We start from the raw sequence: 19,941 nt of genomic DNA, 5'->3' as shown, positions 1-19,941 counted from the left end.
AAGCAATCTTTGACGTCACCCGCGCTGTGTTTCGACAGGGGTGGGCTTGGGAAAATGAATCAAATGCTTGCGGAAGTTCAATACAGTGCTTGATGTCGCGTTGGTCACGACGAACGCGATGGGGAGGTCTGGTTCAACGTCCAGGACAACCTTGGCTTCAAAGCCGCGAGCCCGCAAAAACTCAGCCGCATCGTTGGCGCTTGCAATGGGGTCGTCCACGACGAGTCCGATGCTTGCCGAGGCATGACCGAGCTTTTGCAGAACGTCCGGCGGGGCATGGTTGATGATTGTCCCGTCCCACATGATCGAACGGCGTATTCCGCTGCTATCGGCCTGGAACCGCTCCTTGACGCCATAACGGGAAAGGAGCGCTACCACCGCCTCCTTTGCCTCAGGCGAAGGTGTGCTGAAAATGCGCGATCCACGGTCTGGGAACGGGAGTGGATTGCGCTCGGACGCCAACAGGTAGGTCCACGCTGCAAGCGCCACGATCAATAGACACGCCAGCACAACAAGCCATTTCGGCAGGTACATGCTCTCTCCTTTGCAATAAGTCGTCAGGCGCCGACGGGATGCCAGAACGAGATCTCCGGTGGCCCTTCGAGAAAAGCGCCGGCGCCCTGGATGAAGGATTGGATGTGCGGTTGCTGCATGTGCGGCCCCAAAAAAATCTCCCGGCTCGGCCAATGCTCGATCAGCATGAAGCGTGTCGGGTCGCCTGCATCCTGGAGCAGGGTGATGCCGCCGCAATCCGGCTCGACGGCCTGGACGGCGGCGATGAGGCTTGCGATTTCGCGCCTGGCGAGTTCCGTGCATTCCGGGCGCGCACGATAGCTGACGAGTACGACTGCGCTGCTCATCGAGCTGCGACCGGTCTTGACAGCGCAACCAGCAGCGTCATGCCCGCCGCCAGTGCGATGAACCAGAGTCCCCATTCGTACGTGTACAACGTGGCTGCATGCCCCTGGAGCGTGGCGTCGACGACGTTGCTGTAGCCATTGGCCAACAGCTTCCCGAAACCAGGCTGCACGACGAGTGCCGCAACGGCGGAGCCGGCGAGGAAGAGCGCGAGCGACAGGAGCAGCAGGTTGCGACGCGTGGTCCGCCAGTTGGCGATGATCGCCACGACGAGCAGCGCGAGGGTGATGTTCGGCACCGTCTGCCAGAAGAGGCTGCTGTCGTAGCCGTACTCGCCTTCGAACATCGCGAGGGAGCGGGGCGGGGCTGCAATGGCGGTGCGCACGATGACGAGGATGGCGAACAGTTGCGCGCCGATCTGGGTAAAGCAACTCGCGATCGATGCGATCAGCGAGATGTCCTTGACCGTGTGCTTTTTCATGGCAGGCCTCATCGGGTTCCATTGGGTTGACGGAATTGGGCGGCGCAGGAGGCCGCACCCGCGCCACGCCTATCGCACCGCCCCCGCAAACGGGCATGATCCTCCCCACGCGTGTGGGGACACGCATCAGGGGAATGGGGTGACCCACACCATCGCGGTCCGCGAAGGCTGGATCGAATTGCGCTACACCGGCGTGGTCGATTACGCCGCGCGCATGGCCGCGCTCGACGACATGGCGTCCGCGGTCAACGACAGCGGCGTCCGCCGCATCCTGGCCAACTACACGCAGGCGACGCTCGGCGACGCGGGCGACAGCGCCGGTCGGCAGGACTACCTGTCGAAGGCGATCGCCGCCGCGAGCCTGGAGGAAGCCGACGTCGCGCTGATCGGGCTGCCGCCGGATCACGCGCGCGCGGCCGAACTCGCGGGCGTCGTGCGCAACATGCGGGTGAAGCATTTCGGGGACGAGGCGCCGGCGCTGGCCTGGTTGCTTTCGTCGGAGTAGTCGCTGCACCAGGCGCGGGTTCGTGGTTACATCGGTGCCCATGCGCGGATCCCTTCCTTGTCGGGTGGCGTGCTGCCTGCTCCTGCTGGCGGGCGCCTCCGCGCGCGCGGAGGTACCGCCTGCCGCGCCCGCGAGCGACGCGGCGTCGGCCATGGAGTTCCGCCAGCTCGGGTTGGCGCGCAGCTTCCAGAGTGAAGTCGTCACCGAGGTGCTGCGCGATCGCGTCGGTTTTCTCTGGATCGGCACGCGCGAAGGCCTGTTCCTCCACGACGGCCAGCGCTTCCGCAAGTTCGAACACAGCGTCCAGGACGACGGCTCGTTGTCGAGCAACGGCATCCGTTCGTTGCTCGAGGACGGGCAGGGCCGGCTGTGGGTGGCCACGATCACCGGCGGGCTGAACCTGCTCGACCGCGCGCATTGGCGCTTCGCGCATTGGCGCACCGGCGCCGGTGATCGCGGACCGAGCCACGATGGTGTGTTCGCGCTGGCCGAAGCGGATGGCGGTCGCTTGTGGGTCGGCACGCAGGCGGGGCTCGACTTGTTCGACCCTTCGACGGGGCGTTTCCGTGCGGTGCCGTTGAACAAGGGCGGCGAGTTCGTCATGGCGCTTTACCGCGATCGTCGCGATCGGTTGTGGGTGGCGACGCTCGGCCTCGGCCTGTATCGCAGCGACGACCAGGGGCGATCGTTCCAGCGCATTCCGCGCGCGGGCGGCGGCGTCGAGCCGGACGATGTGTTCACCGTCGCCGAGGATGCCGATGGCCGCATCTGGGTCGGTACACGTGAAGGGTTGATGCAGTTGTCCGCCGATGGCCGCGAGTTGCAGGCGTCGACACTCACCCCCGGCGCCACGGGCGACACGCTGACCAACGTCACCGAGATCGAACCGACGCCCGATGGCGGGCTGTGGGTCGGCACCTTCGGCGTCGGGTTGTATCGGGTCGATCCGACGCGGCGGAAGATCGCCTACACGCCGCTCGGCATCGACGGCCCCGACGGCCAGCACGTCGATCAAGGCGCGATGGCGCTGGATGCGCACGGCGGGTTGTTCGTCGGCACGTTCGGCGGCGGGTTGCTGCGCATGCGTTCGCCGTCGCTGGCGATCAGGCAATGGAACGAGCAGGGCGCGGAAGGCGAGCGCCTGGCCAGCGAGGACGTGTACGTGGTCGCGCCCGATGGCGCGGGCGGTGCGTGGCTCGGTTCGTTCGGCGGCGGCGTCGATCATCTGTTGCCGTCGGGGAAGGTCGTGCCGCTGCCGTTGCCGGAAGGCGTCGAAGCCGGCGTGATCAACGGCGTGCTGGATCTGCGCGCGGAAGCGGACGGCACGCTGTGGGTCGCGACGTCGGGCGGCGTCTATCGATTCAATCCGCGCACCGGCGCGTTCCGCCACTACCTGCACCCCGAAGCAGCGACGAACTACAGCTACTCGATGCTGCGCGATCGCGGCGGCCGATTGTGGGTCGGTACCGGCGGCGGTGGCTTGATGCTGCATCGCCCGGAGCCCGACGAGTTCGCGCAGTTCCGTCCCGATCCCGGCAACGCGCGTTCGTTGTCGAGCGACTTCGTCACCGTGCTGATGGAAGACCGTCGTGGGCGGTTGTGGGTGGGCACGCGTTCGGGCGGCGCGAACGTGTGCACGCTGCGCGACAGGCGCCTGGACTGCGAGCGCGTCGCGGCGCGGGGCGAGGGGCATGCGTTGAGCCACGATCACGTCAGCGCGTTGCTCGAAGCGCCGGATGGTTCGGTGCTGGTCGGTACCGCGGGCGGCGGGCTCGATCGATTGATGTTGGACGCCGACGGCAACGTCTCCGGTGTCGCGCGCATCTCGCGCAGCGACGGGCTGATGGACGACATGGTGATGGCCCTTGCGTATGCGCCAGACGGCGCGTTGTGGGTGTCCACGCGCGGCGGCTTCTCGCGCATCGAAGGCAAGGGCAAGCGCATCGACAACTACGGCCCGGTCGACGGCCTGCCCACCACCGTGTTCAACCCGAAGGCGGTCACGACCATCGACGGTCGACTGTATTGGGGCACGCAGCAAGGTGTGCTCGCATTCGATCCCGGCGTGCGCCCGCCGCGCCATGCAGCGCCGCCCACCGTGATCGCGTCGATCGACGGCCTGCCGATCGATCGACAACCCGCAACGCCCGCATGGAACACGCGCGCGCTCGACGTGCCGCTCGGACAACCGTTCTCGCTCGAGTTCGCGGTGCTCGGCTACGACGGCGGCGATCCCGAATACCAATATCGCCTGGGCGAAGACGCTGCGTGGACCGGACTCGACGATCGCGGCCAGCTCACGCTGCACGCGCTCGCACCCGGGCGTTACGACTTGCAGGTGCGCGGTCGTCGCGCCGGCAGTGCGTGGACGAGCGCAGCGCCGTTGCAGTTGTCGATCGTGCCGCCGTGGTGGCGGCAGTCCGCAGTGCAGGCCGTGGCGCTGTTGCTCTTGCTGTTGGCGTTGTTGGCCGCGTTCGGTTGGCGCGTGCGCGGTCTGCGCCGGCACAACCGCGAGTTGCGCAGGCTGACCATGCGCCTCGAGGCAGCGAAGGAAGAGGAACGCAAGCACCTCGCGCGCGAACTGCACGACGAGTTCGGCCAGGCGCTGACCGCGGCGAAGATCAACCTGCAACTCGCGCTCGTCGATCCGGCCGCGCAGGGCGCCGACGCGCGCATCGCCGACACCGTGCAACTGGTCGACGGCCTGATCTCGCAAGTGCGCGCGTTGTCGCTCGATCTGCGCCCGCCGCTGCTGGACGAAATGGGCCTGGCGCCCGCGCTCGAAGGCCACCTCAACGCCGTCGCGCACCGCAGCGGCGTACCGATTCGCGTCGCGATCGCGCCGGACTTGCCGGCGCTCGGCATCGAACGCGAAATCATGGTGTTCCGCATCGTGCAGGAAGCGGTCACCAATGCGTTGCGTCACGCCGCGGCTTCGCAGCTCGAGGTCGCGGTGGCCGTCACGCCCGACGGCATCGCGATCAACGTGCGCGACGACGGTCGCGGCTTCGATGCAACGGTGCCGCGCGCCAACGACGGCGGCTTCGGCCTGTTCGGCATGCGCGAGCGCGTGCACGAACTGGGCGGCGGGTTCTTCCTCGACAGTGCGCCGGGGCAGGGCACGCACGTCTCCGCACTCATTCCGATCGAACAAGGGGAATGCCATGCGCGTGTTGCTGGCTGACGATCATCAACTCGTACGCGCCGGGTTGCGCGCATTGCTGCAGACCTTCGTCGACGTGCAGGTGCTGGCCGAATGCGGCGACGGGCACGAAGCACTCGCGCTGGTCGATCGCACGCAACCGGACGTGTTGCTGCTCGACATCACGCTGCCCGGCCTCAACGGTCTCGACGTCGCGCGGCGCGTGCCCAAGCTGAGCCCGCACACGCGCGTGCTGATCCTGTCGATGCACACCGGCGCCGAATACGTCGGGCAGGCGTTGCGCGCGGGCGTGGCAGGCTACCTGGTGAAGGATTCGGCGGTCGACGAACTGCGCGTGGCGCTCGATTCGATCCGCGCGGGCCGGCCTTACCTGAGTCCCGCGATTTCGCAGTCGGTGCTGCAGGGTTACCTGCGCACCGGCGGCCCTCCGCCCGATCGCGCCTCGCTGGATCCGCTGACGCCGCGCCAGCGCGAGATCCTGCAACTGGTCGCCGAAGGCCACAGCACGCGCGACATCGCCCAGCGACTGGGGCTGAGCGGCAAGACCGTGGAAAGCCATCGCGCGCAGCTGATGGACCGCCTCGACATCCACGACGTGCCGGGGCTGGTGCGTTTCGCGATCCGGGTGGGGCTGGTGTCGGCCGAGTCGACCTGAGTCACGAATCGCGCTGACTCAGGGAAACCCTTAGGGGCTCCTGCGGCCCGGCCCGGTGCCTCCGTGGCCGGTGCCGCCCTACGGTTGCGTCGTCGCTACAGGGGGCGACAACCCATCCATCTCCGCAAGGGAGTACCGACGATGAAGTTGTTCCCTCTGGCCCGGCGCGTTTCGCGCGCCGCGGTGCTGGCGTTCGCGACGCTGGCGCTGGCATTGCCCGTGGCCCACGCCACCAAGCTGAAGAAGCAGAACCTGATCGACCTGATCTCGCAGTCCGACAGCATCATCGCCGGCACGGTGAAGAACGTCAGCGACGGGATCGACGACAAGGGCGTCCCGTACACCGAGATCACCATCGCCGTCGGTGCCAGCGCGAAGGGCACGATCAAGACGCAGAAGGATTACACCTTCCGCCAGTTCGGCCTGCTCGAGCCGCGCGCGTATCCCAACGGCCACAAGTTGCTGGCCATGACGCCGGAAGCCTTCCCGACCTGGCGCAAGGGCGAGTACGTGGTCGCCTTCCTGTTCCGCCCCGCGTCGCGCACCGGCCTGCAGACGACGGTCGGCCTTGCGCAGGGCAAGTTCTCGCTGGCCAACGAACGCATGGTCAACGACTTCAACAACGCCGGCCTGTTCGAAGGCGTCGACATCGACGCGAAGCTGCTCACGCGCGAGGAGCAGGCGATGCTCCGCTCGGCCGGTCCGGTCGACATGCGCACCTTCATGGGCCTGGTCGGTCGCACGATCGAGAAGCGCTGGATCGAGAACGGGGAGATGAAGTGATGCGCACGACGAAACTTTCCCTGTTGCTCGGTTTGTCGCTCGCCGCTGCCGGCGCCGCCAATGCGGCCGGCCCGCTGTACCTGTCGACGGACTCGGGCCAATTGCGTCCGCTGGTCTGGGACACCAGCAAAGGCCCCATCCCGGTGTACGTGGATGGCGGTGGCGCCTTCACTTACGACTTCGACGGCACCACGCCGTTCATCACCATCGAGCGCGCGAACGAGATCACCGCATTCGCGTTCGATCAGTGGAGCAGCGTGCCGACGTCGACCTTCCGCGCGCAGATCGCCGGCACCATCGCCGATCGCACCGGCATCGCCGACGTGACCGCCGCCAACGCGGGCGAGGTCTACAACGTCGAGAACGGCTACGGCTTCTGGGTGCTGTACGACACCGACGGCAGCATCCTCGAGGAGTACTTCGGCGTCCCGCGCGATGCGGTGCTCGGCATCGCGTTCCCCGAGTGGGCCGACGACCAGGGCCACATCATCGAAGCCACCGCCGTGATGAACGGTTGGGCCGTGCAGGTCGACGACACCGAAGGCAACCGCATCGCCGGCGTGTTCACCCACGAATTCGGCCACGCGGTGAACCTGTCGCACTCGCAGGTCAACGGTCCGATGATCTACCAGAGCTACACGTACGCGCCGTATCAGCCGGGCGTCAAAGGCTGCGTGGCGCCCGTGCATCGCTACGACTATCCGGATGGCCTCGGCGCCACGCCCGCCGATCCGGCGACGCTGGAGACGATGTTCCCCTTCATCGACACATGGGGCGACGCTGCGCAGGAGCAGTCGACGGTGGACAACGCCGACGACATCGCCGCGATCTCCAACCTGTATCCGACCGCCGACTACGCGAGCAGCCGCGGTTCGATCACTGGCGTGTTGCACCTCAAGGACGGCGCGACGGAGTACAGCGGCATCAACGTCGTCGCGCGCAACGTCAACAACCTGATGGGCGATGCGGTGTCGGCGATGACGGGCGATCAGACGCAGGGCATGGTCGGTCCCGATGGCCGATACACGATCCACAACCTGACGCCGGGCCAGCAGTACGTCGTGCACATCGAGGAGATCACGTCGGGCGGCTATCCGACGACGCCGCAGATGATGATGTCGCAGGGTGAGTACTGGAACGCGGCCGAAAGCAACGATCCGGCGACCGATGTCGCGTGCGATGCCACGCCGATCGTGGCGCAGGCCGGCGTCACCAAGACCGCCGACATCACGTACAACGGTTACCTGAAAGGCGTGCAGTTCACGCCGATCGTGGCCGCGAACCTGTTGCAGCTGTCGAAGAGCGGGCACAAGGCATCCGGCATGGTCGGCATCGACACCGGCTTCTTCTGGGACAGGAACAAGGGCTTCGAACTGCTCCCCGAAGGCATCCTCGCCAGCCACGGCGCGATGGATCGCAACGGCCAGCGCACGCTGGTGTCGGCCGATCCCGACGGTGATGGCGTCGGGACGCCCGCGATCCTCGGGCCCGGCGGCCTGACGATGCTGGGCGACCTCAGCGGCGGCAAGTGCAACATCGACGGCATCAACGCCAGCGGTTGGGACATCGACGACTCGGCGAGCAAGGCGGTGGGCTTTGCCTACGTCGACCGCAATGGCGACGGGCAATGCGGGTTCGGCGACAGCGAGACCGTGCCGTTCGTCTGGGATGCCAGGCGCGGCGTGCGCGAGTTGAACGTCGACTTCGCCAATGCGCCACCGTGGACCCGCGCTGCGGGGATCTCCGGCAACGGCCGCGTGATCGTCGGCACCGCGAACTTCCAGGCGGCGGTCGCGTGGGTCGACGAAGGCAAGATGATCGACCTGCAGCAGGTGATCGGCGCCGATGATCTGTACGCGTCCAACTACGACGGCACGCGCGTGCCGATGTACAGCAGCACGCGCAAGCAGATGGTGTTGTGGAATGCGATGCGCGGCACGGGCCAGAACGCGTTCACCAACATCGATGGGCTGCGCTACTGCCGCGATGTGCCGTTCACGTCGTCCTTCGGCGACGACCTTTGCGCGCTGTACACCGAGGAGTTCCTGTACGAAGAACTGGGCACCGCGCCGATGACCATCGCGGCGGTGACCGACAAGGGCGACATCGTCCTCGGTCGCGCGGGCAGCTTCTTCACCGGCTTCTCGGGCGGCATCTGGATCGAAGGCCTGGGCTGGATGACGATGTCCGAGTTCCTGCGCAAGCAGGGCGTGGTCGAAGCGCAGGACGTGCCGTTCGACAATCCGCTGGCGGTCAGTGCATCGGGCAGCGAGATCGTCGGCGGCATCGCCGGCGCGCAGTTCTCCTGGATGATCGAAGCCGACCAGGTCTATGTCTGCGAAAAGGGCAAGTCCGTGCTGACGGGCTTCCCGGGCGGGTTGCAGAGCAAGGTCGCCGCGGGTGCGAAATTCGGGCGCTGTGAGTTCCTCGACTGAGGAACCGGTGTTTCGCATCGGGTGGCAGGCAGGGGCGCTTCGGCGCCCCTGCTTTCACGCGGTCAGCGGATGTCCGCGAAGTTGTCGCGCGGCTTCACGTCGACCAGCAGCGCGCGGGGATCGATGCCGACGTGACCCGGCGCTTCCGGGACCGTCACGACGATCGCCTGGTTTGCCTGGTGGATCCGATGCTTCGCAAGGTAGATCGGCTTGCCGGGGATCACCTCGCCGTTCTCCCTGCGCGCCGGGCCGGTGAACACGCCGATCTCGACCCATTCGTCGAGCGGCCGCTCGATCTCCGCGCCGGTATCGTCGACGACAAGCTTGCGCGCGCGCGCATCCAGCGTGACTTGCCAACGGCCGTCGGCTGTCTTGACCGCGCGCGCTTGCGAGGCCGAGAACTCCCAGTAGGTGTTGGCGGCGAACAGATCGTGCAGCACCGGTCGATAACGCGTGGGCGTGACCGCCTTCAGTTCGCGATACAAGTCGAGCGTCGTCGCGCGCGGCGTGTGGCCGGGCGGATGCGCTTCGAGCAGGCGGCGCAGCGCGAGATTGATGTTGTCGCGGCCGACATACTGGCTCAGCGCATACATCGCCAACGGGCCCTTGCGGTAGTTCAGGAACTGGTCGAAGGCACGCAGCAGCGGCGGCGATGCGCGCGAACGCGGCACCTGGAATTCGCGGCGCATCATGTCCAGGTAGGCCTGCAACTGGTCGGGGCCGAGCGACTGTTCGACGACCTGCGTGGCCGAATACGTCGCGAGGCTTTCGACGAGCAGGCCGGCGCCTTCCACGCGTGCCGGCGCGAGCTTCTGGCCCCACCACTGGTGCGCGACTTCATGCGCGGTGACGACGAACACCAGGTCGAGGCCGCCGGATTCGCGCGCCGGATCCAGCAACGAGAAGCCGTCGCCGTAATCCACGAGGCTGGGCTCGGCGTGCGCGCCGATGTCGCCCATGGCGTTCTCGACCAGGCGCATCGTGCGATGCGGGTAAGGGCCGAAAAGCCGCGTGTAGAGCGCGAGCGAAGCGCATGCGCTGCGCGCCATGTCCCCGACGATGCTGTCGTGCGTCGGGTGGTGGAACACTTCGACGGCCACGCCGTGGCATTGCGCGCGACGCACCGCGTAACGGCCCGAGAAGAACCGAACGTGTTCGCGGATCGGCGCGTTGCTGGCGTAGTGGAAGTAGCGGCGACCGTTGTCGCTCCAGCTGCGGCGCAATGCGCCCGGCGCGATCGCGACCTGGTCGTCGTCGGTGCCGACGATGGCGTCGAACTGGATGCCGATGTCGCCGGGCGCTTCGTTGCGTGCCCGCATGTCTTCCAGCACCGGCACCAGCGGACGCGCGGGCAGGCCCTGCGTGAGCCGGTCGCCGGCTTCGCGCAATTCGCGCGTGGGCTGGTAGCCGATGGTCGGCAGGAAGTTCGCGGTGTCGATCCAGCTGCCGTTGCCGACGACGGTGTCGTCCGCGCCGCGATTGCCGAAACCGCGCGGCGCGAAGTCGACGTCGAAATCGAGTTGCATGGATTCGCCCGGCTGCAGCGGCGTGGCGAGCTTGTAGATGCGATGGCCGAGCAGGGCGTCGTCCAGCAGCGTCGTTGCGGGCCGGTCGAAGACGACGCTGCGCGTGGCGATGCCATCGCCCGTCGCGGTCGCGACGTGCACGGCATCGATTGCTTGCGTGGTCGGATTGTCCAGCCGATAAGTGCCGCGAAATTCCGCGGCGCGTCGTTGCGGATGAAGTTCGACCTGCATCCGCGATGCCACCACGCGCGGCTGCGGCACGTCCGCGTAGCGCGCGTAGAGACGTTCGTACGCGGCCCTGTTACCAAGACGCGCATCCTGCGACTCGTATTGGTTGAGCACGTTGGTGTTGTAGAAGAGGCTCGCACCGAGACCCAGCGCCGCGATCCCTGCCAACGCGGCGACGGTCGCGGTCGGTCGCGTCAGGCGCGTGCGCGCGAGCTTCAGTCGCGCACCGACGTCCCACTCGCGGCCGCGCACCCAGGCAAGCCGCGCAAGCACTGCCAGCAGCACCGCCCACGCGATCCACCAGGCCTTGAACATCAGCCACGGCAGCAGCGATGCACCGAAACCGCGGATGTCCGAGTACGACCAGTCCGGGCTGGCGCCGAACACCAGCAGCTTGTGCTCGATGCCGAGCAGCGGCGCGAACGCGATCAGCGCATACAACGCGAGCGCCGCCAGCGTGCCGAGGTGTTTCTGGTTCACCACCACGTGCACCGTCAGCGCGAGCAGCGCGAACAGCAGGTAGTCGGTCAGTTGCAGTCCGAGCAGCACCCGGGCGTAGACGCCGATCTCGAAGTGCGTGTAGCCCAACACGGCCTGGCCGATGATTCCCGCAACGCCCAGCACGACCATCCACGCGACGAGCAGCAACGCGAGCGCGAGGAACTTCCCGAGGAAGTACACCCAGTCCGGCACCGGCGCGGCGCCGCTGATCTCGCCCATGCGCGCATCGCGTTCGCCCCACACGAGTTCGCCGGCGTAGAAGAGGATCAGCAACGGCACGATCATCCAGACGCGGTTGGCGGGATTGGCGAGCGCGGCCGTCAGGAAGGTCAGCACATGTTCGGTGCGCGGCAGCAACGGGACGCCGACGAACTCCATGCGCGCAGGCACCGCGACGCAGGTGAGCAAGGCGATCGCGATCAGCGGCGCGAACACGGTCCAACCCTTCGCGAGCGTGCGCAACGATCGCGAGGTGACGGCGCGCAACTGGCGCAGGTGCGTCGCCATGCCGAAGCGACGATCGACGGCGAGCGAGAACATCTCGATCGGTCGCGAGACCATCGAAGTCGCCGTCGTCTGTTCCTGCAGCGCAGCCCGTGCCTTGCGCCGACGCGCGCGGCGACCCTCCGCCGGATGCGCGAGGCGGAAGCGTCGATACGTCCACGCGAGCACCGCGGCGCCCACGCACAGCCACACCAGGCGGTTGACGATCAAGACGGGCTGCAAGCCGACGAGGCGCGTGTTCACCTCGGTCGTGGTCCACGTGTCCGAGAGATCGCTGAGGATCGTCTTCATGCCGATCGGGTCGAGCCATCGCGCGAGGTCCTGCTGGTGCAGCACCGTCGCGACGAACGTCGCCAGGCCCATCGATGCGAAGAACACCACCACGCTGCCGAAGTAAGCGACGATCGCGCGACGACCGAGCGCCGCGAACGCGAACTGCACCGCCGTGGCGATGAACACGTTCGGCAGCGCGATCGCCAGGTACGCGAGCACGAACGCGGCGGGCCGCCATTCGCCCAGGATTTCCGGCTCCACGTCGGGCCAATGCATGCCGAGCAACATCCCTGCCGGCACCGCCAGCAGGATCAGCGCATTGAGCGCGAAGGCGGCCAGGAAATGCCCGGCCAGGTATTCGAACTTGCTGGCCGGCGCGGTGTAGGCGAGCGGATGCATGCCCGATTCGATGTCGCGCGACGCGGCGTCACCGGCGACCGACGCACCGACGAACAACCACAACAAGCAACACACCACCGTCGTCGACGCGATCACCAACGGCGAATTGAGGAACATCCACCCGTTGCGCGCGTCGTCGACGTAGTTGCCCTGGATGATGCTCCACGCCACCCAGAACAGCGCGACGAAATACAGCCACGTGGCAACGCGACGCAATTGGTAGGCGAGTTCGAACCGGAAGATCGTGCCGAGCTTCATGCGAGCGCGCGATGCTGGCCGATGTGCCCGGCCATGGTGCTGAAGTACACGTCGGTCAGGTCGGGTTCGACGGCTTCGAAGCCGGCGCCGGGCAACGCCTGGTCGTACACGTGCACGACGGTGCGTCCGCCGAGCAGCGTCGTCGAAATCACACCGTGGTCGCGTTGCACGGCGGGCAGTTCATCCCGCGCGACCACGCGACGCCAGATGCGACCGCGGATGTCCGTCACCGCCTGCAGCGGCTCGGCCTCGAGCAGGATGCGGCCGCGATCGATGATCGCCATGCGCGTGCACAACTCCGAGACGTCCTCGACGATGTGCGTGGAGAGGATGACGACGCTGGTTTCGCCGAGCGCGCTCAGCAGGTTGAGGAAGCGCACGCGCTCGGCCGGATCGAGCCCCGCGGTGGGCTCGTCGACGATCAGCAGTTTCGGATTGCCCAGCAGCGCGACGGCCACGCCGAAGCGCTGCCGCATGCCGCCGGAGTAGCCGCGCAGCTTTTGATGGCGCACGTCCCACAGGTTCACCTGGTGCAGCAGCGACTCGACCACGTCGCGACGCGCACCACGACCGCCGATGCCCTTCAACACCGCGAAGTAATCGAGCAGCGAGAGGGCGCTGGCATGCGGATACACGCCGAACTCCTGCGGCAGGTAGCCCAGCGTCCTGCGCACGTCGTCCTTGCACTGCAACACGTCGATGTCGCCGAGCATGGCAGTGCCGCTGTCGGCTTCCTGCAGCGTCGCCAGCGTGCGCATCAACGTCGACTTGCCGGCGCCGTTGGGTCCCAGCAGGCCGTACATGCCGACCGGGATCGTCAGGCTGACATTCGTCAACGCCTGCACGCCGTTCGGATAGGTCTTGCAGATGTCGCGGAGGGTCAGTTGCATGCCGCCAAGATGGGGCGAACGCGTCGAGCCCGCGAAGTGACGAACGTCACCGTGACTACTCGCAACGCGGATGGGGCAGCAAAACAGGCAAAAACAGGGGTCAGAGCACTATTTCAGCGAAATAGCGCTCTGACCCCTGTTTTTGCTGGCCCTTGTTTTGCTCCTACGCGCAGACCTGGGGCATCGTCAGCGACTTCGACCGAAGGTCGATCAACCCGCGCTCGGCGAGCCATTCCCACGCCTCGGTCGCATCCTGCTCGACGTACGCGCGCGCGGAGCCGAGGCGGAACGTGTAACCCCACGCATCCATGTCCGCGAACACGCGCGCTGCGCCGACGCCGGGGATCGCATCCCCCAGCAGTGACTGCAGCACGCACACCGCATCTTCTTCGGCGATGGAGTCCGTTGCATCGGTATGCACCGCCGCGCGCTTTTCCGGCGGCAGCACGATCAGGTGTGCCGCTTCGTGCAGCAACGAATGCATCGGGGTGTCGTCGCGCGCGTACACGGTCGCGCCGACGAGCCCGGCTTCGGGCTCGCCCCAGTAGCTGCCTGGAATCGGTGCGCCGTCGTCGACGTGCACCAGTTGCAACCCGTACGCACCGAGCAGCGCAGCCACTTCGCTGCGCTCGATGTCGCCCAGCGTCAGGACCGACACGGCGTCAGCCCACCGCCGCGCGTTCCTCCGGCAGGGCCACCGAGATGTCCAGCACGTCGTGTTCGCCGTCCTTGACCACGTCGACCTTCACTGCTTCCGCGTCGACGTTGACGTACTTGCGGATCACCTCCAGCAACTCGCGACGGAGGAGGGGCAAGTAATCGGGACCACCGTGTGCGCTGCGTTCCTGCGCGATGATGATGCGCAGGCGATCCTTGGCGACCGCGGCGGTGTTCTTCTTGGGCTTGAGGAAGTCGAAGATGGACATGCGTCAACCTCCGAACAGCTTGCTGAAGAATCCCTTCTTCTCGGCCTGGGTGAAGCGCATCGGGCGTTCCTCGCCCATCAGGCGCGCGACGGCATCGTCGTAGGCCTGGCCTGCGTTGGATTCCATGTCGAGGATCACCGGCTCGCCCTTGTTCGACGCGTTGAGCACGTCGCCGGATTCGGGGATGACGCCGATGGTCTTGAGGCCGAGGACTTCCTCGACGTCGGTGATCGAAAGCATTTCGCCATTTTCCACGCGGCCGGGGCTGTAGCGCGTGAGCAGCAGGAATTCCTTCACGCGCTCGCCGTTCTCCGCCTTGCGCGTCTTCGACGCGAGCAGGCCGAGGATGCGGTCGGAGTCGCGCACCGAGCTCACTTCCGGATTCACCACGACGATCGCCTGGTCGGCGAAATACATCGCGAGGAACGCACCTTTCTCGATGCCGGCCGGCGAGTCGCACACGATGTAGTCGAAACCTTCGTCGGCGAGTTCCTTCAACACCTTCTCGACGCCTTCCTTCGCGAGCGCGTCCTTGTCGCGCGTCTGCGAAGCGGCCAGCACGTGGAGGGTGTCGAAGCGCTTGTCCTTGATCAGCGCCTGCTTGAGCGAGGCTTCGCCGTGGATCACGTTGACGAAGTCGTACACCACGCGGCGCTCGCATCCCATGATCAGGTCGAGGTTGCGCAGGCCGACGTCGAAGTCGATGACGGCAACTTTCTTGCCGTGGCGCGCCAGGCCGCAGGCCAGGCTCGCGCTGGTCGTGGTCTTGCCCACGCCGCCCTTGCCGCTGGTGACTACGATGATTTCGGCCAAGTGATGTCCTCCGAGGTTCTAATTCTTGTTGTTGTATCAGTCCAGCGCCGCGATGCGGAGCTGCCCCTGGTCGAGCCACACCTGCACGGCCTTGCCGCGCAGGTCCTTCGGAATGTCTTCCAGCACCTTGTAGTGACCCGCGACGGCGACCAGCTCGGCGTGGAATTCGCGGCAGAAGATCCGCGCCTTCTCGTTGCCTTGCGCACCGGCGAGGGCACGACCGCGCAGCGCACCGTAGATGTGGATGGAGCCGTCGGCGATCACTTCCGCGCCTGCGCCGACGGTGGCGAGCACGGTGAGGTCGCTGTTCTCCGCGTACACCTGCTGCCCGCTGCGAACCGGCGAAGCTTGCATCATGCCGGGCGCGGAAGCTTGCTGCGATGCGGCGGGCGCGGGCGGAGGTTCAGGTGCGGCCGCCTTCGCGGCGACGCGTTGCGGCGGCGGCGCCTGTTCGACGGGCGCATCGCCGGTGCGTTCGTATTGCGCGCGGAATTTCGCGAGCAGCGGCAGGCCGATCGCGACCGAGAGTTCCTCGATCTCGCGCGTGCCGTAGGCCAGCGCGACGGGCAGCACGCCCGCTTCGCGCAGGCCTTCGACGAGCTTGCGCGCGGTGGCGGCGTCGGGGGTCTTCGTGAGCCCGCCGAAGTCGAGGATCACCGCGGCGCGTTCGAACAGCTTCGGCGCGCGCTGCACGCGGTCGCGCATTTCGGCGGCGAGCTGCGCGACGTCGAGCGTGCGCACGCGCAGGTTGGCGATGCCGACCTGGCCGATCTTGAGTTCGCCTGCCTGTTCGTAATCAATGGCCGAGCTCACGCGCAGGTCCCGGTCGGGCGATGCGGGACGGCGCGCGATTGCGGGCGCGGCATCGGCATCCAGGACGCGGTGGGGAGGGCGTCGCCGTAGGTGTCGCGCACCCAGGCGTAGGAGCACAGGTCCTTCATCAGCATCGAGGCGCGGTGGCCGTTGTGCATGACGTTCTGGCCGACTTCGCGGAAGCCGAACGAGCCATGGAACAGCAGCGCGTGGTCGGTGCCTTCCTCGAGCAGCACTTCGCACGCGAGCTGCGGGAAGCGCAGTTCGGCGTAGCTCTGCACATCGGCGTACAACGCGCGGCCGACGCCGCCGCCACGACGGCGGCTCGCGACCACGATGCGGTCGATGTAGAAGAACGACGCACTGCGCCCGCGGAACCACGCGAAGTTGTCGCTGTCGTGCGCCGCATCCGATCCGAAGCCGACGAGGAAGCCGGCGATCGTTCCGTCGCGCTCGGCGACGCGGAAATATTCGGCGGAATCGAAGAAGCTGCGGAGTTTTGCCGCATCGAGCGGCAGGATCGCGGGGCCAGCGGCGTTGTTGAGGGCAAGGACGGAATCCAGCTCGTGCTCGCGCACGTCGCGGACAACAATCGACATTGAAGACTCCGGTCTTTCTTCTGCTCTGCAAAGGGCGGGGGAGCGCTGCCCCCCGGCGCTGGCGCGGATTATCGCACGCACCGACGTGCCGGGGGCATGACTTTCGGCTCCCCGCCGTGGGTGGTGAAGAGGGCTAGGATTGGGCATGTTCGCCAGATTCGGCCACGACCGCCTGCTCCGCTATGCCGGCCTGTTCACCTGGGCCGTCGTCAGCCTGCCCCTGTTGTATTCGTGGCTCGTCCCCTTGTTCGGCGAGGGGGCGGAGGAAGCGCTCGCCCTGCGCCCGATGCCCTGGCAGGGGTGGGTGTCGTACTTCGCGTTCGGGGTCAGTTACGCCTGGCTGACGCGCGGTTTGGGGGTGCGGCGCCGGACCGTGGGCGACTTCGCACTCCTGCTCATCCTCACGCTCGCCGCGGTGGGCGTGAGCTACTGGAACGAGAGCGGCCTGGGCAGCGTGCTGCTGATGGTGGCCGCGTGCGTGCTGCCGTGGCTGCTCCCGCTCCCGCTGGGCGTGGCGTGGCTGGTCCTCAGCCAGCTCGCCGTCGTGCCGGTGTTCGTGCACGGGTTGAACTTCCCGCTGCTCGAAGCGCTCATGCAATCCGTGTTGTATGCAGGTTTCTCCGGATTCGTGTTCGTCACCAGCCTGGTCGCGCGGCAGCAGGCGCAAGCGCGCGAGGAACAACGCCGCCTGAACTCCGAACTTCGCGCGACGCGTGCGCTGCTCGCCGAAAGCGCACGCGTCAACGAGCGCACGCGCATCTCGCGCGAACTGCACGACCTGCTCGGCCATCACCTCACCGCACTGAGCCTGAACCTCGAAGTCGCCGGCCATCTCTCCGAAGGCCGCGTCAAGGAACACGTGCAGCAGGCGCATACGCTCGCGCGCCTGTTGCTGACCGACGTGCGCGAAGCGGTGAGCCAGCTGCGCGAGGGCGGATCGATCGACCTCGGCGCCGCATTGCGTCCGCTCGCCGAGAACGTGCCTTCGCTCGCGATCCACATGGACATCGAGGAGCCGCTGACCCTCGAGGATCCCGAGCGCGCGCACGTGCTGCTGCGCTGCACGCAGGAAATCATCACCAACGCCGTGCGCCACGCCGGCGCGCACAACCTGTGGATCGACGCGCGGCGCATCGACGGCGGCATCGTCATCGAAGCGCGCGACGACGGCGCGGGCGCCGAAGCGCTCATCCCCGGCAACGGCCTGCGCGGCATGCGCGAGCGCCTGGCCCAGCACGGCGGCGAACTGCAGGTCGATTGCCGGCCCGGCGCGGGCTTCCGCCTTCGCCTGGCGGTACCGACCACCATTTCCCCCATCGCCCTGGGCGGAACGATCCCGAACGGCGCGAACGCGCCGCTGTCCAACCCCTCGAACCCGCCCGAAGGCGGCGAAACCACCCCCGAAGGAGCCACCGCGTCATGAACAGCACCGGCACCATCCGCATCTGCCTGGTCGACGACCAGACCCTCGTGCGGCAGGGCATCCGTTCGCTGCTGGCCCTCGCCCCGGGCATGGAAGTCGTCGCCGAGGCCGGCGACGGCAAGCAGGCCGTCGAGATGATTCCGCAGGTCCAGCCCGACGTGGTCCTCATGGACATGCGCATGCCGGTGATGTCGGGCCTGGAGGCGCTGCAGGCGCTGGGCCGCACGAATACCCTGCCGCCAACCATCATCCTCACGACTTTCGACGACGACCAGCTCGTCCTTGCCGGCCTCAAGGCCGGCGCGAAGGGTTACCTGCTGAAGGACGTGACGCTCGAACAACTCGTCGGCGCCATCCAGACCGTCGCCGCCGGCGGCTCGCTGGTGCAGCCGGCCGTGACCCAGCGCCTGCTGTCGGGCCTGGAACACATGCGCAACGATTTCGTGAGCCTCGACCGTCCGGACCCGCTCACCGACCGCGAAACCGAGATCCTGCGCCTGATGGCCAGCGGCTTCTCCAACAAGGAGATCGCCAATTCGCTTGGCGTGGCCGAGGGCACGATCAAGAACCATGTGTCCAACATCCTGTCGAAGCTCGGCGTGCGCGATCGCACGCGTGCCGTGCTGAAGGCCTTCGAGCTGCAGCTCGTCTGAATCCCCGCTTCGCAAGCCCATCTTTTTGCCAAGCGGCCGCTGGCAGGGAAGGCCCGCCGGCTGCTAGCATCGCCGGTCTGTGCGGCCCGCCCGGTGGCGGCCCGGTCTGGAGAGTTACCGAATGACCCGTTTGATCGAGATCCTGATTTCCCTGGCGATCGTCGCCGCGCTGTTCGTCATCATCGGCATCGTGCTGCCGTCCTCGCGTCACGTGCAGGAAAGCGTCGAAACGAATCGCAAGATGACGATCGTGCGCGACACGCTGAGCAGCCCGCGCCGTTTCAAGGATTGGAACGTCCTTGCGCTGAAGGACCCGCGCATGGAGTGGACGTTCTTCGGCCCCGATTCGGGCCAGGGCGCCGGCTTCCAATACGCGTCGAACGACAAGCAGGTCGGCACCGGGAAGTGGACGTTGACGAAGGCGGAAGGCAATCGCCTCGAATACGACATCACCGACGAAACGCGCGGCACCAACAAGAAGGCGGTCTTCACCCTGAAGCCGACCGGTCGCAACAACCGCAACGTCGAAATCACGCAGACGTATGACGTCGATTACGGCTGGGATCTGATGGGCCGCTACAAGGGCCTGTACATCCACTCCGTCGGCGACGACATCAAGCTCGGCCTCGGCAAGCTGGTGAACAACCTCGCCGGCATCCCGAACTACGACTACGCCTCCGACTTCGGCCGCAAGGATCCGGCGAACCTGCCGAAGGTCGTCGAACTGCCGGCCGAGAACCTGCTGTTCGCCCCGGCCACCGTCGAACGCGACCCCGACAAGATCCAGCAGGCGATGAACGCCAACCTGCAGTGGATCAAGAAGGTCATGGACGCCAACGGCCTCGAAGCCGCCGGCCCCGTGCGCGTGATCACCACCGAATTCGCCGCCGACGCCTACTCCTTCGACACCGCGTTGCCGGTGCGCAAGAAGGGCGAGACGGGCCCGGCCACGGAGATCCCGGCGCCGAAGCTCGAGCAGCAGGTGCAGTTCGTGCGCACGCAGCCCGCGCGCTTCGCCACCGCCGGCTTCACCGGCCACATGATCAACCTGGCGAAGATCCGCGATTCGCTGCGCGCCTGGACGATGACGCGCGGTTACGAGACCACGGGCCGTCCGTTCGAAATCTGGACCAACGGCGTCGATTCGGGCTTCACCGACGAAGGCACCTACCAGCTCATGTGGCAGCTGAAGTAAGCTTTCGCGACAAGCTGCAAGTTGCAAGACGAACGCCGCCCATGCGGCGTTCGTCGTTTC

At 66.9% G+C, this 19,941-nt stretch carries 18 protein-coding genes; 8 read left to right on the top strand and 10 right to left on the bottom strand.

What is annotated here, in order from left to right; all coding sequences use genetic code 11:
* Window positions 1-15: 15 nt before the first annotated feature.
* The 3 genes from LK996_RS03510 to LK996_RS03500 are packed head-to-tail and all read right to left on the bottom strand — an operon-like array spanning window position 16 to window position 1,339.
* Window positions 16-534, bottom strand: a complete 519-nt coding sequence (locus tag LK996_RS03510; RefSeq protein WP_230525769.1) for a hypothetical protein — start codon at window positions 532-534, stop codon at window positions 16-18.
* Between the two features lie 23 nt (window positions 535-557).
* A complete protein-coding gene (locus tag LK996_RS03505; protein ID WP_230525768.1) occupies window positions 558-860 on the bottom strand; it encodes a putative quinol monooxygenase in 303 nt (100 codons plus the stop codon).
* Entirely contained in the window at window positions 857-1,339 is a 483-nt protein-coding gene (locus LK996_RS03500) for a hypothetical protein (RefSeq protein ID WP_230525767.1), read from the bottom strand. Before LK996_RS03500 ends, LK996_RS03505 begins: the two co-directional genes overlap by 4 nt.
* Window positions 1,340-1,478: 139 nt before the next feature.
* Here LK996_RS03500 and LK996_RS03495 point away from each other — a divergent pair, with 139 nt between their 5' ends.
* From LK996_RS03495 to LK996_RS03475, 5 genes are all read left to right on the top strand, one after another.
* A complete protein-coding gene (locus LK996_RS03495) occupies window positions 1,479-1,844 on the top strand; it encodes a hypothetical protein (protein WP_230525766.1) in 366 nt (121 codons plus the stop codon).
* 151 nt (window positions 1,845-1,995) lie between these two features.
* The gene (locus tag LK996_RS03490) at window positions 1,996-5,028 is read left to right on the top strand and encodes a sensor histidine kinase (RefSeq protein ID WP_230525765.1); all 3,033 of its coding nucleotides are present in this window, start codon (window positions 1,996-1,998) and stop codon (window positions 5,026-5,028) included.
* Window positions 5,009-5,662: a response regulator gene (locus tag LK996_RS03485; protein WP_230525764.1), complete on the top strand. Its 654-nt coding sequence runs from the start codon at window positions 5,009-5,011 to the stop codon at window positions 5,660-5,662. Before LK996_RS03490 ends, LK996_RS03485 begins: the two co-directional genes overlap by 20 nt.
* 141 nt (window positions 5,663-5,803) lie before the next feature.
* Window positions 5,804-6,445 (top strand): hypothetical protein, encoded by a 642-nt coding sequence (locus LK996_RS03480; RefSeq protein WP_230525763.1) that lies wholly within the window; start codon window positions 5,804-5,806, stop codon window positions 6,443-6,445.
* Complete coding sequence (locus tag LK996_RS03475; RefSeq protein WP_230525762.1) at window positions 6,445-8,880, top strand: matrixin family metalloprotease; 2,436 nt, start codon at window positions 6,445-6,447, stop codon at window positions 8,878-8,880. Before LK996_RS03480 ends, LK996_RS03475 begins: the two co-directional genes overlap by 1 nt.
* A gap of 62 nt (window positions 8,881-8,942) precedes the next feature.
* Here LK996_RS03475 and LK996_RS03470 read toward each other — a convergent pair whose 3' ends face one another.
* The 7 genes from LK996_RS03470 to LK996_RS03440 all read right to left on the bottom strand — a co-directional run bounded on the left by LK996_RS03470 (window position 8,943) and on the right by LK996_RS03440 (window position 16,610).
* Window positions 8,943-12,569 (bottom strand): ABC transporter permease/M1 family aminopeptidase, encoded by a 3,627-nt coding sequence (locus LK996_RS03470; protein WP_230525761.1) that lies wholly within the window; start codon window positions 12,567-12,569, stop codon window positions 8,943-8,945.
* Complete coding sequence (locus LK996_RS03465; protein ID WP_230525760.1) at window positions 12,566-13,459, bottom strand: ABC transporter ATP-binding protein; 894 nt, start codon at window positions 13,457-13,459, stop codon at window positions 12,566-12,568. Before LK996_RS03465 ends, LK996_RS03470 begins: the two co-directional genes overlap by 4 nt.
* Window positions 13,460-13,622: 163 nt before the next feature.
* Entirely contained in the window at window positions 13,623-14,117 is a 495-nt protein-coding gene (locus LK996_RS03460) for a hypothetical protein (protein ID WP_230525759.1), read from the bottom strand.
* 4 nt (window positions 14,118-14,121) lie between these two features.
* Window positions 14,122-14,385, bottom strand: coding sequence for a cell division topological specificity factor MinE (gene minE, locus LK996_RS03455; RefSeq protein ID WP_156641446.1), 264 nt, complete (start codon window positions 14,383-14,385; stop codon window positions 14,122-14,124).
* 3 nt (window positions 14,386-14,388) lie between these two features.
* A complete protein-coding gene (gene minD / locus LK996_RS03450) occupies window positions 14,389-15,198 on the bottom strand; it encodes a septum site-determining protein MinD (protein ID WP_230525758.1) in 810 nt (269 codons plus the stop codon).
* 36 nt (window positions 15,199-15,234) lie between these two features.
* Window positions 15,235-16,011 (bottom strand): septum site-determining protein MinC, encoded by a 777-nt coding sequence (minC, locus tag LK996_RS03445; RefSeq protein WP_230525757.1) that lies wholly within the window; start codon window positions 16,009-16,011, stop codon window positions 15,235-15,237.
* A complete protein-coding gene (locus LK996_RS03440; RefSeq protein WP_230525756.1) occupies window positions 16,008-16,610 on the bottom strand; it encodes a GNAT family N-acetyltransferase in 603 nt (200 codons plus the stop codon). Before LK996_RS03440 ends, minC begins: the two co-directional genes overlap by 4 nt.
* Before the next feature lie 145 nt (window positions 16,611-16,755).
* Here LK996_RS03440 and LK996_RS03435 point away from each other — a divergent pair, with 145 nt between their 5' ends.
* The 3 genes from LK996_RS03435 (at window position 16,756) to LK996_RS03425 (ending at window position 19,881) form a co-directional block, all read left to right on the top strand.
* Window positions 16,756-18,033: a sensor histidine kinase gene (locus LK996_RS03435; RefSeq protein ID WP_425493698.1), complete on the top strand. Its 1,278-nt coding sequence runs from the start codon at window positions 16,756-16,758 to the stop codon at window positions 18,031-18,033.
* Window positions 18,030-18,686: a response regulator gene (locus LK996_RS03430; protein WP_230525755.1), complete on the top strand. Its 657-nt coding sequence runs from the start codon at window positions 18,030-18,032 to the stop codon at window positions 18,684-18,686. The genes LK996_RS03435 and LK996_RS03430 overlap by 4 nt, the downstream gene beginning before the upstream one ends.
* A 121-nt stretch (window positions 18,687-18,807) precedes the next feature.
* A complete protein-coding gene (locus tag LK996_RS03425) occupies window positions 18,808-19,881 on the top strand; it encodes a polyketide cyclase (protein WP_230525754.1) in 1,074 nt (357 codons plus the stop codon).
* The last annotated feature ends 60 nt before the right edge of the window (window positions 19,882-19,941 follow it).

The organism is Noviluteimonas lactosilytica, assembly GCF_020866925.1.
Lineage (GTDB): Bacteria > Pseudomonadota > Gammaproteobacteria > Xanthomonadales > Xanthomonadaceae > Noviluteimonas > Noviluteimonas lactosilytica.
Note: the sequence above shows the minus strand (reverse complement) of the source record. Positions and strands in the feature narration are given on the sequence as shown.

Bases quoted from the DNA above. Each gene is read 5' to 3' on its own strand.
- LK996_RS03470 (WP_230525761.1), bottom strand. From the start codon at position 12,569: ATGAAGCTCGGCACGATCTTCCGGTTCGAACTCGCCTACCAATTGCGT.
- minE (WP_156641446.1), bottom strand. From the start codon at position 14,385: ATGTCCATCTTCGACTTCCTCAAGCCCAAGAAGAACACCGCCGCGGTC.
- LK996_RS03430 (WP_230525755.1), top strand. From the start codon at position 18,030: ATGAACAGCACCGGCACCATCCGCATCTGCCTGGTCGACGACCAGACC.
- LK996_RS03435 (WP_425493698.1), top strand. From the start codon at position 16,756: ATGTTCGCCAGATTCGGCCACGACCGCCTGCTCCGCTATGCCGGCCTG.
- LK996_RS03505 (WP_230525768.1), bottom strand. From the start codon at position 860: ATGAGCAGCGCAGTCGTACTCGTCAGCTATCGTGCGCGCCCGGAATGC.
- LK996_RS03485 (WP_230525764.1), top strand. From the start codon at position 5,009: ATGCGCGTGTTGCTGGCTGACGATCATCAACTCGTACGCGCCGGGTTG.
- LK996_RS03440 (WP_230525756.1), bottom strand. From the start codon at position 16,610: ATGTCGATTGTTGTCCGCGACGTGCGCGAGCACGAGCTGGATTCCGTC.
- LK996_RS03475 (WP_230525762.1), top strand. From the start codon at position 6,445: ATGCGCACGACGAAACTTTCCCTGTTGCTCGGTTTGTCGCTCGCCGCT.
- LK996_RS03480 (WP_230525763.1), top strand. From the start codon at position 5,804: ATGAAGTTGTTCCCTCTGGCCCGGCGCGTTTCGCGCGCCGCGGTGCTG.
- LK996_RS03425 (WP_230525754.1), top strand. From the start codon at position 18,808: ATGACCCGTTTGATCGAGATCCTGATTTCCCTGGCGATCGTCGCCGCG.
- LK996_RS03500 (WP_230525767.1), bottom strand. From the start codon at position 1,339: ATGAAAAAGCACACGGTCAAGGACATCTCGCTGATCGCATCGATCGCG.
- LK996_RS03465 (WP_230525760.1), bottom strand. From the start codon at position 13,459: ATGCAACTGACCCTCCGCGACATCTGCAAGACCTATCCGAACGGCGTG.
- LK996_RS03510 (WP_230525769.1), bottom strand. From the start codon at position 534: ATGTACCTGCCGAAATGGCTTGTTGTGCTGGCGTGTCTATTGATCGTG.
- LK996_RS03490 (WP_230525765.1), top strand. From the start codon at position 1,996: ATGGAGTTCCGCCAGCTCGGGTTGGCGCGCAGCTTCCAGAGTGAAGTC.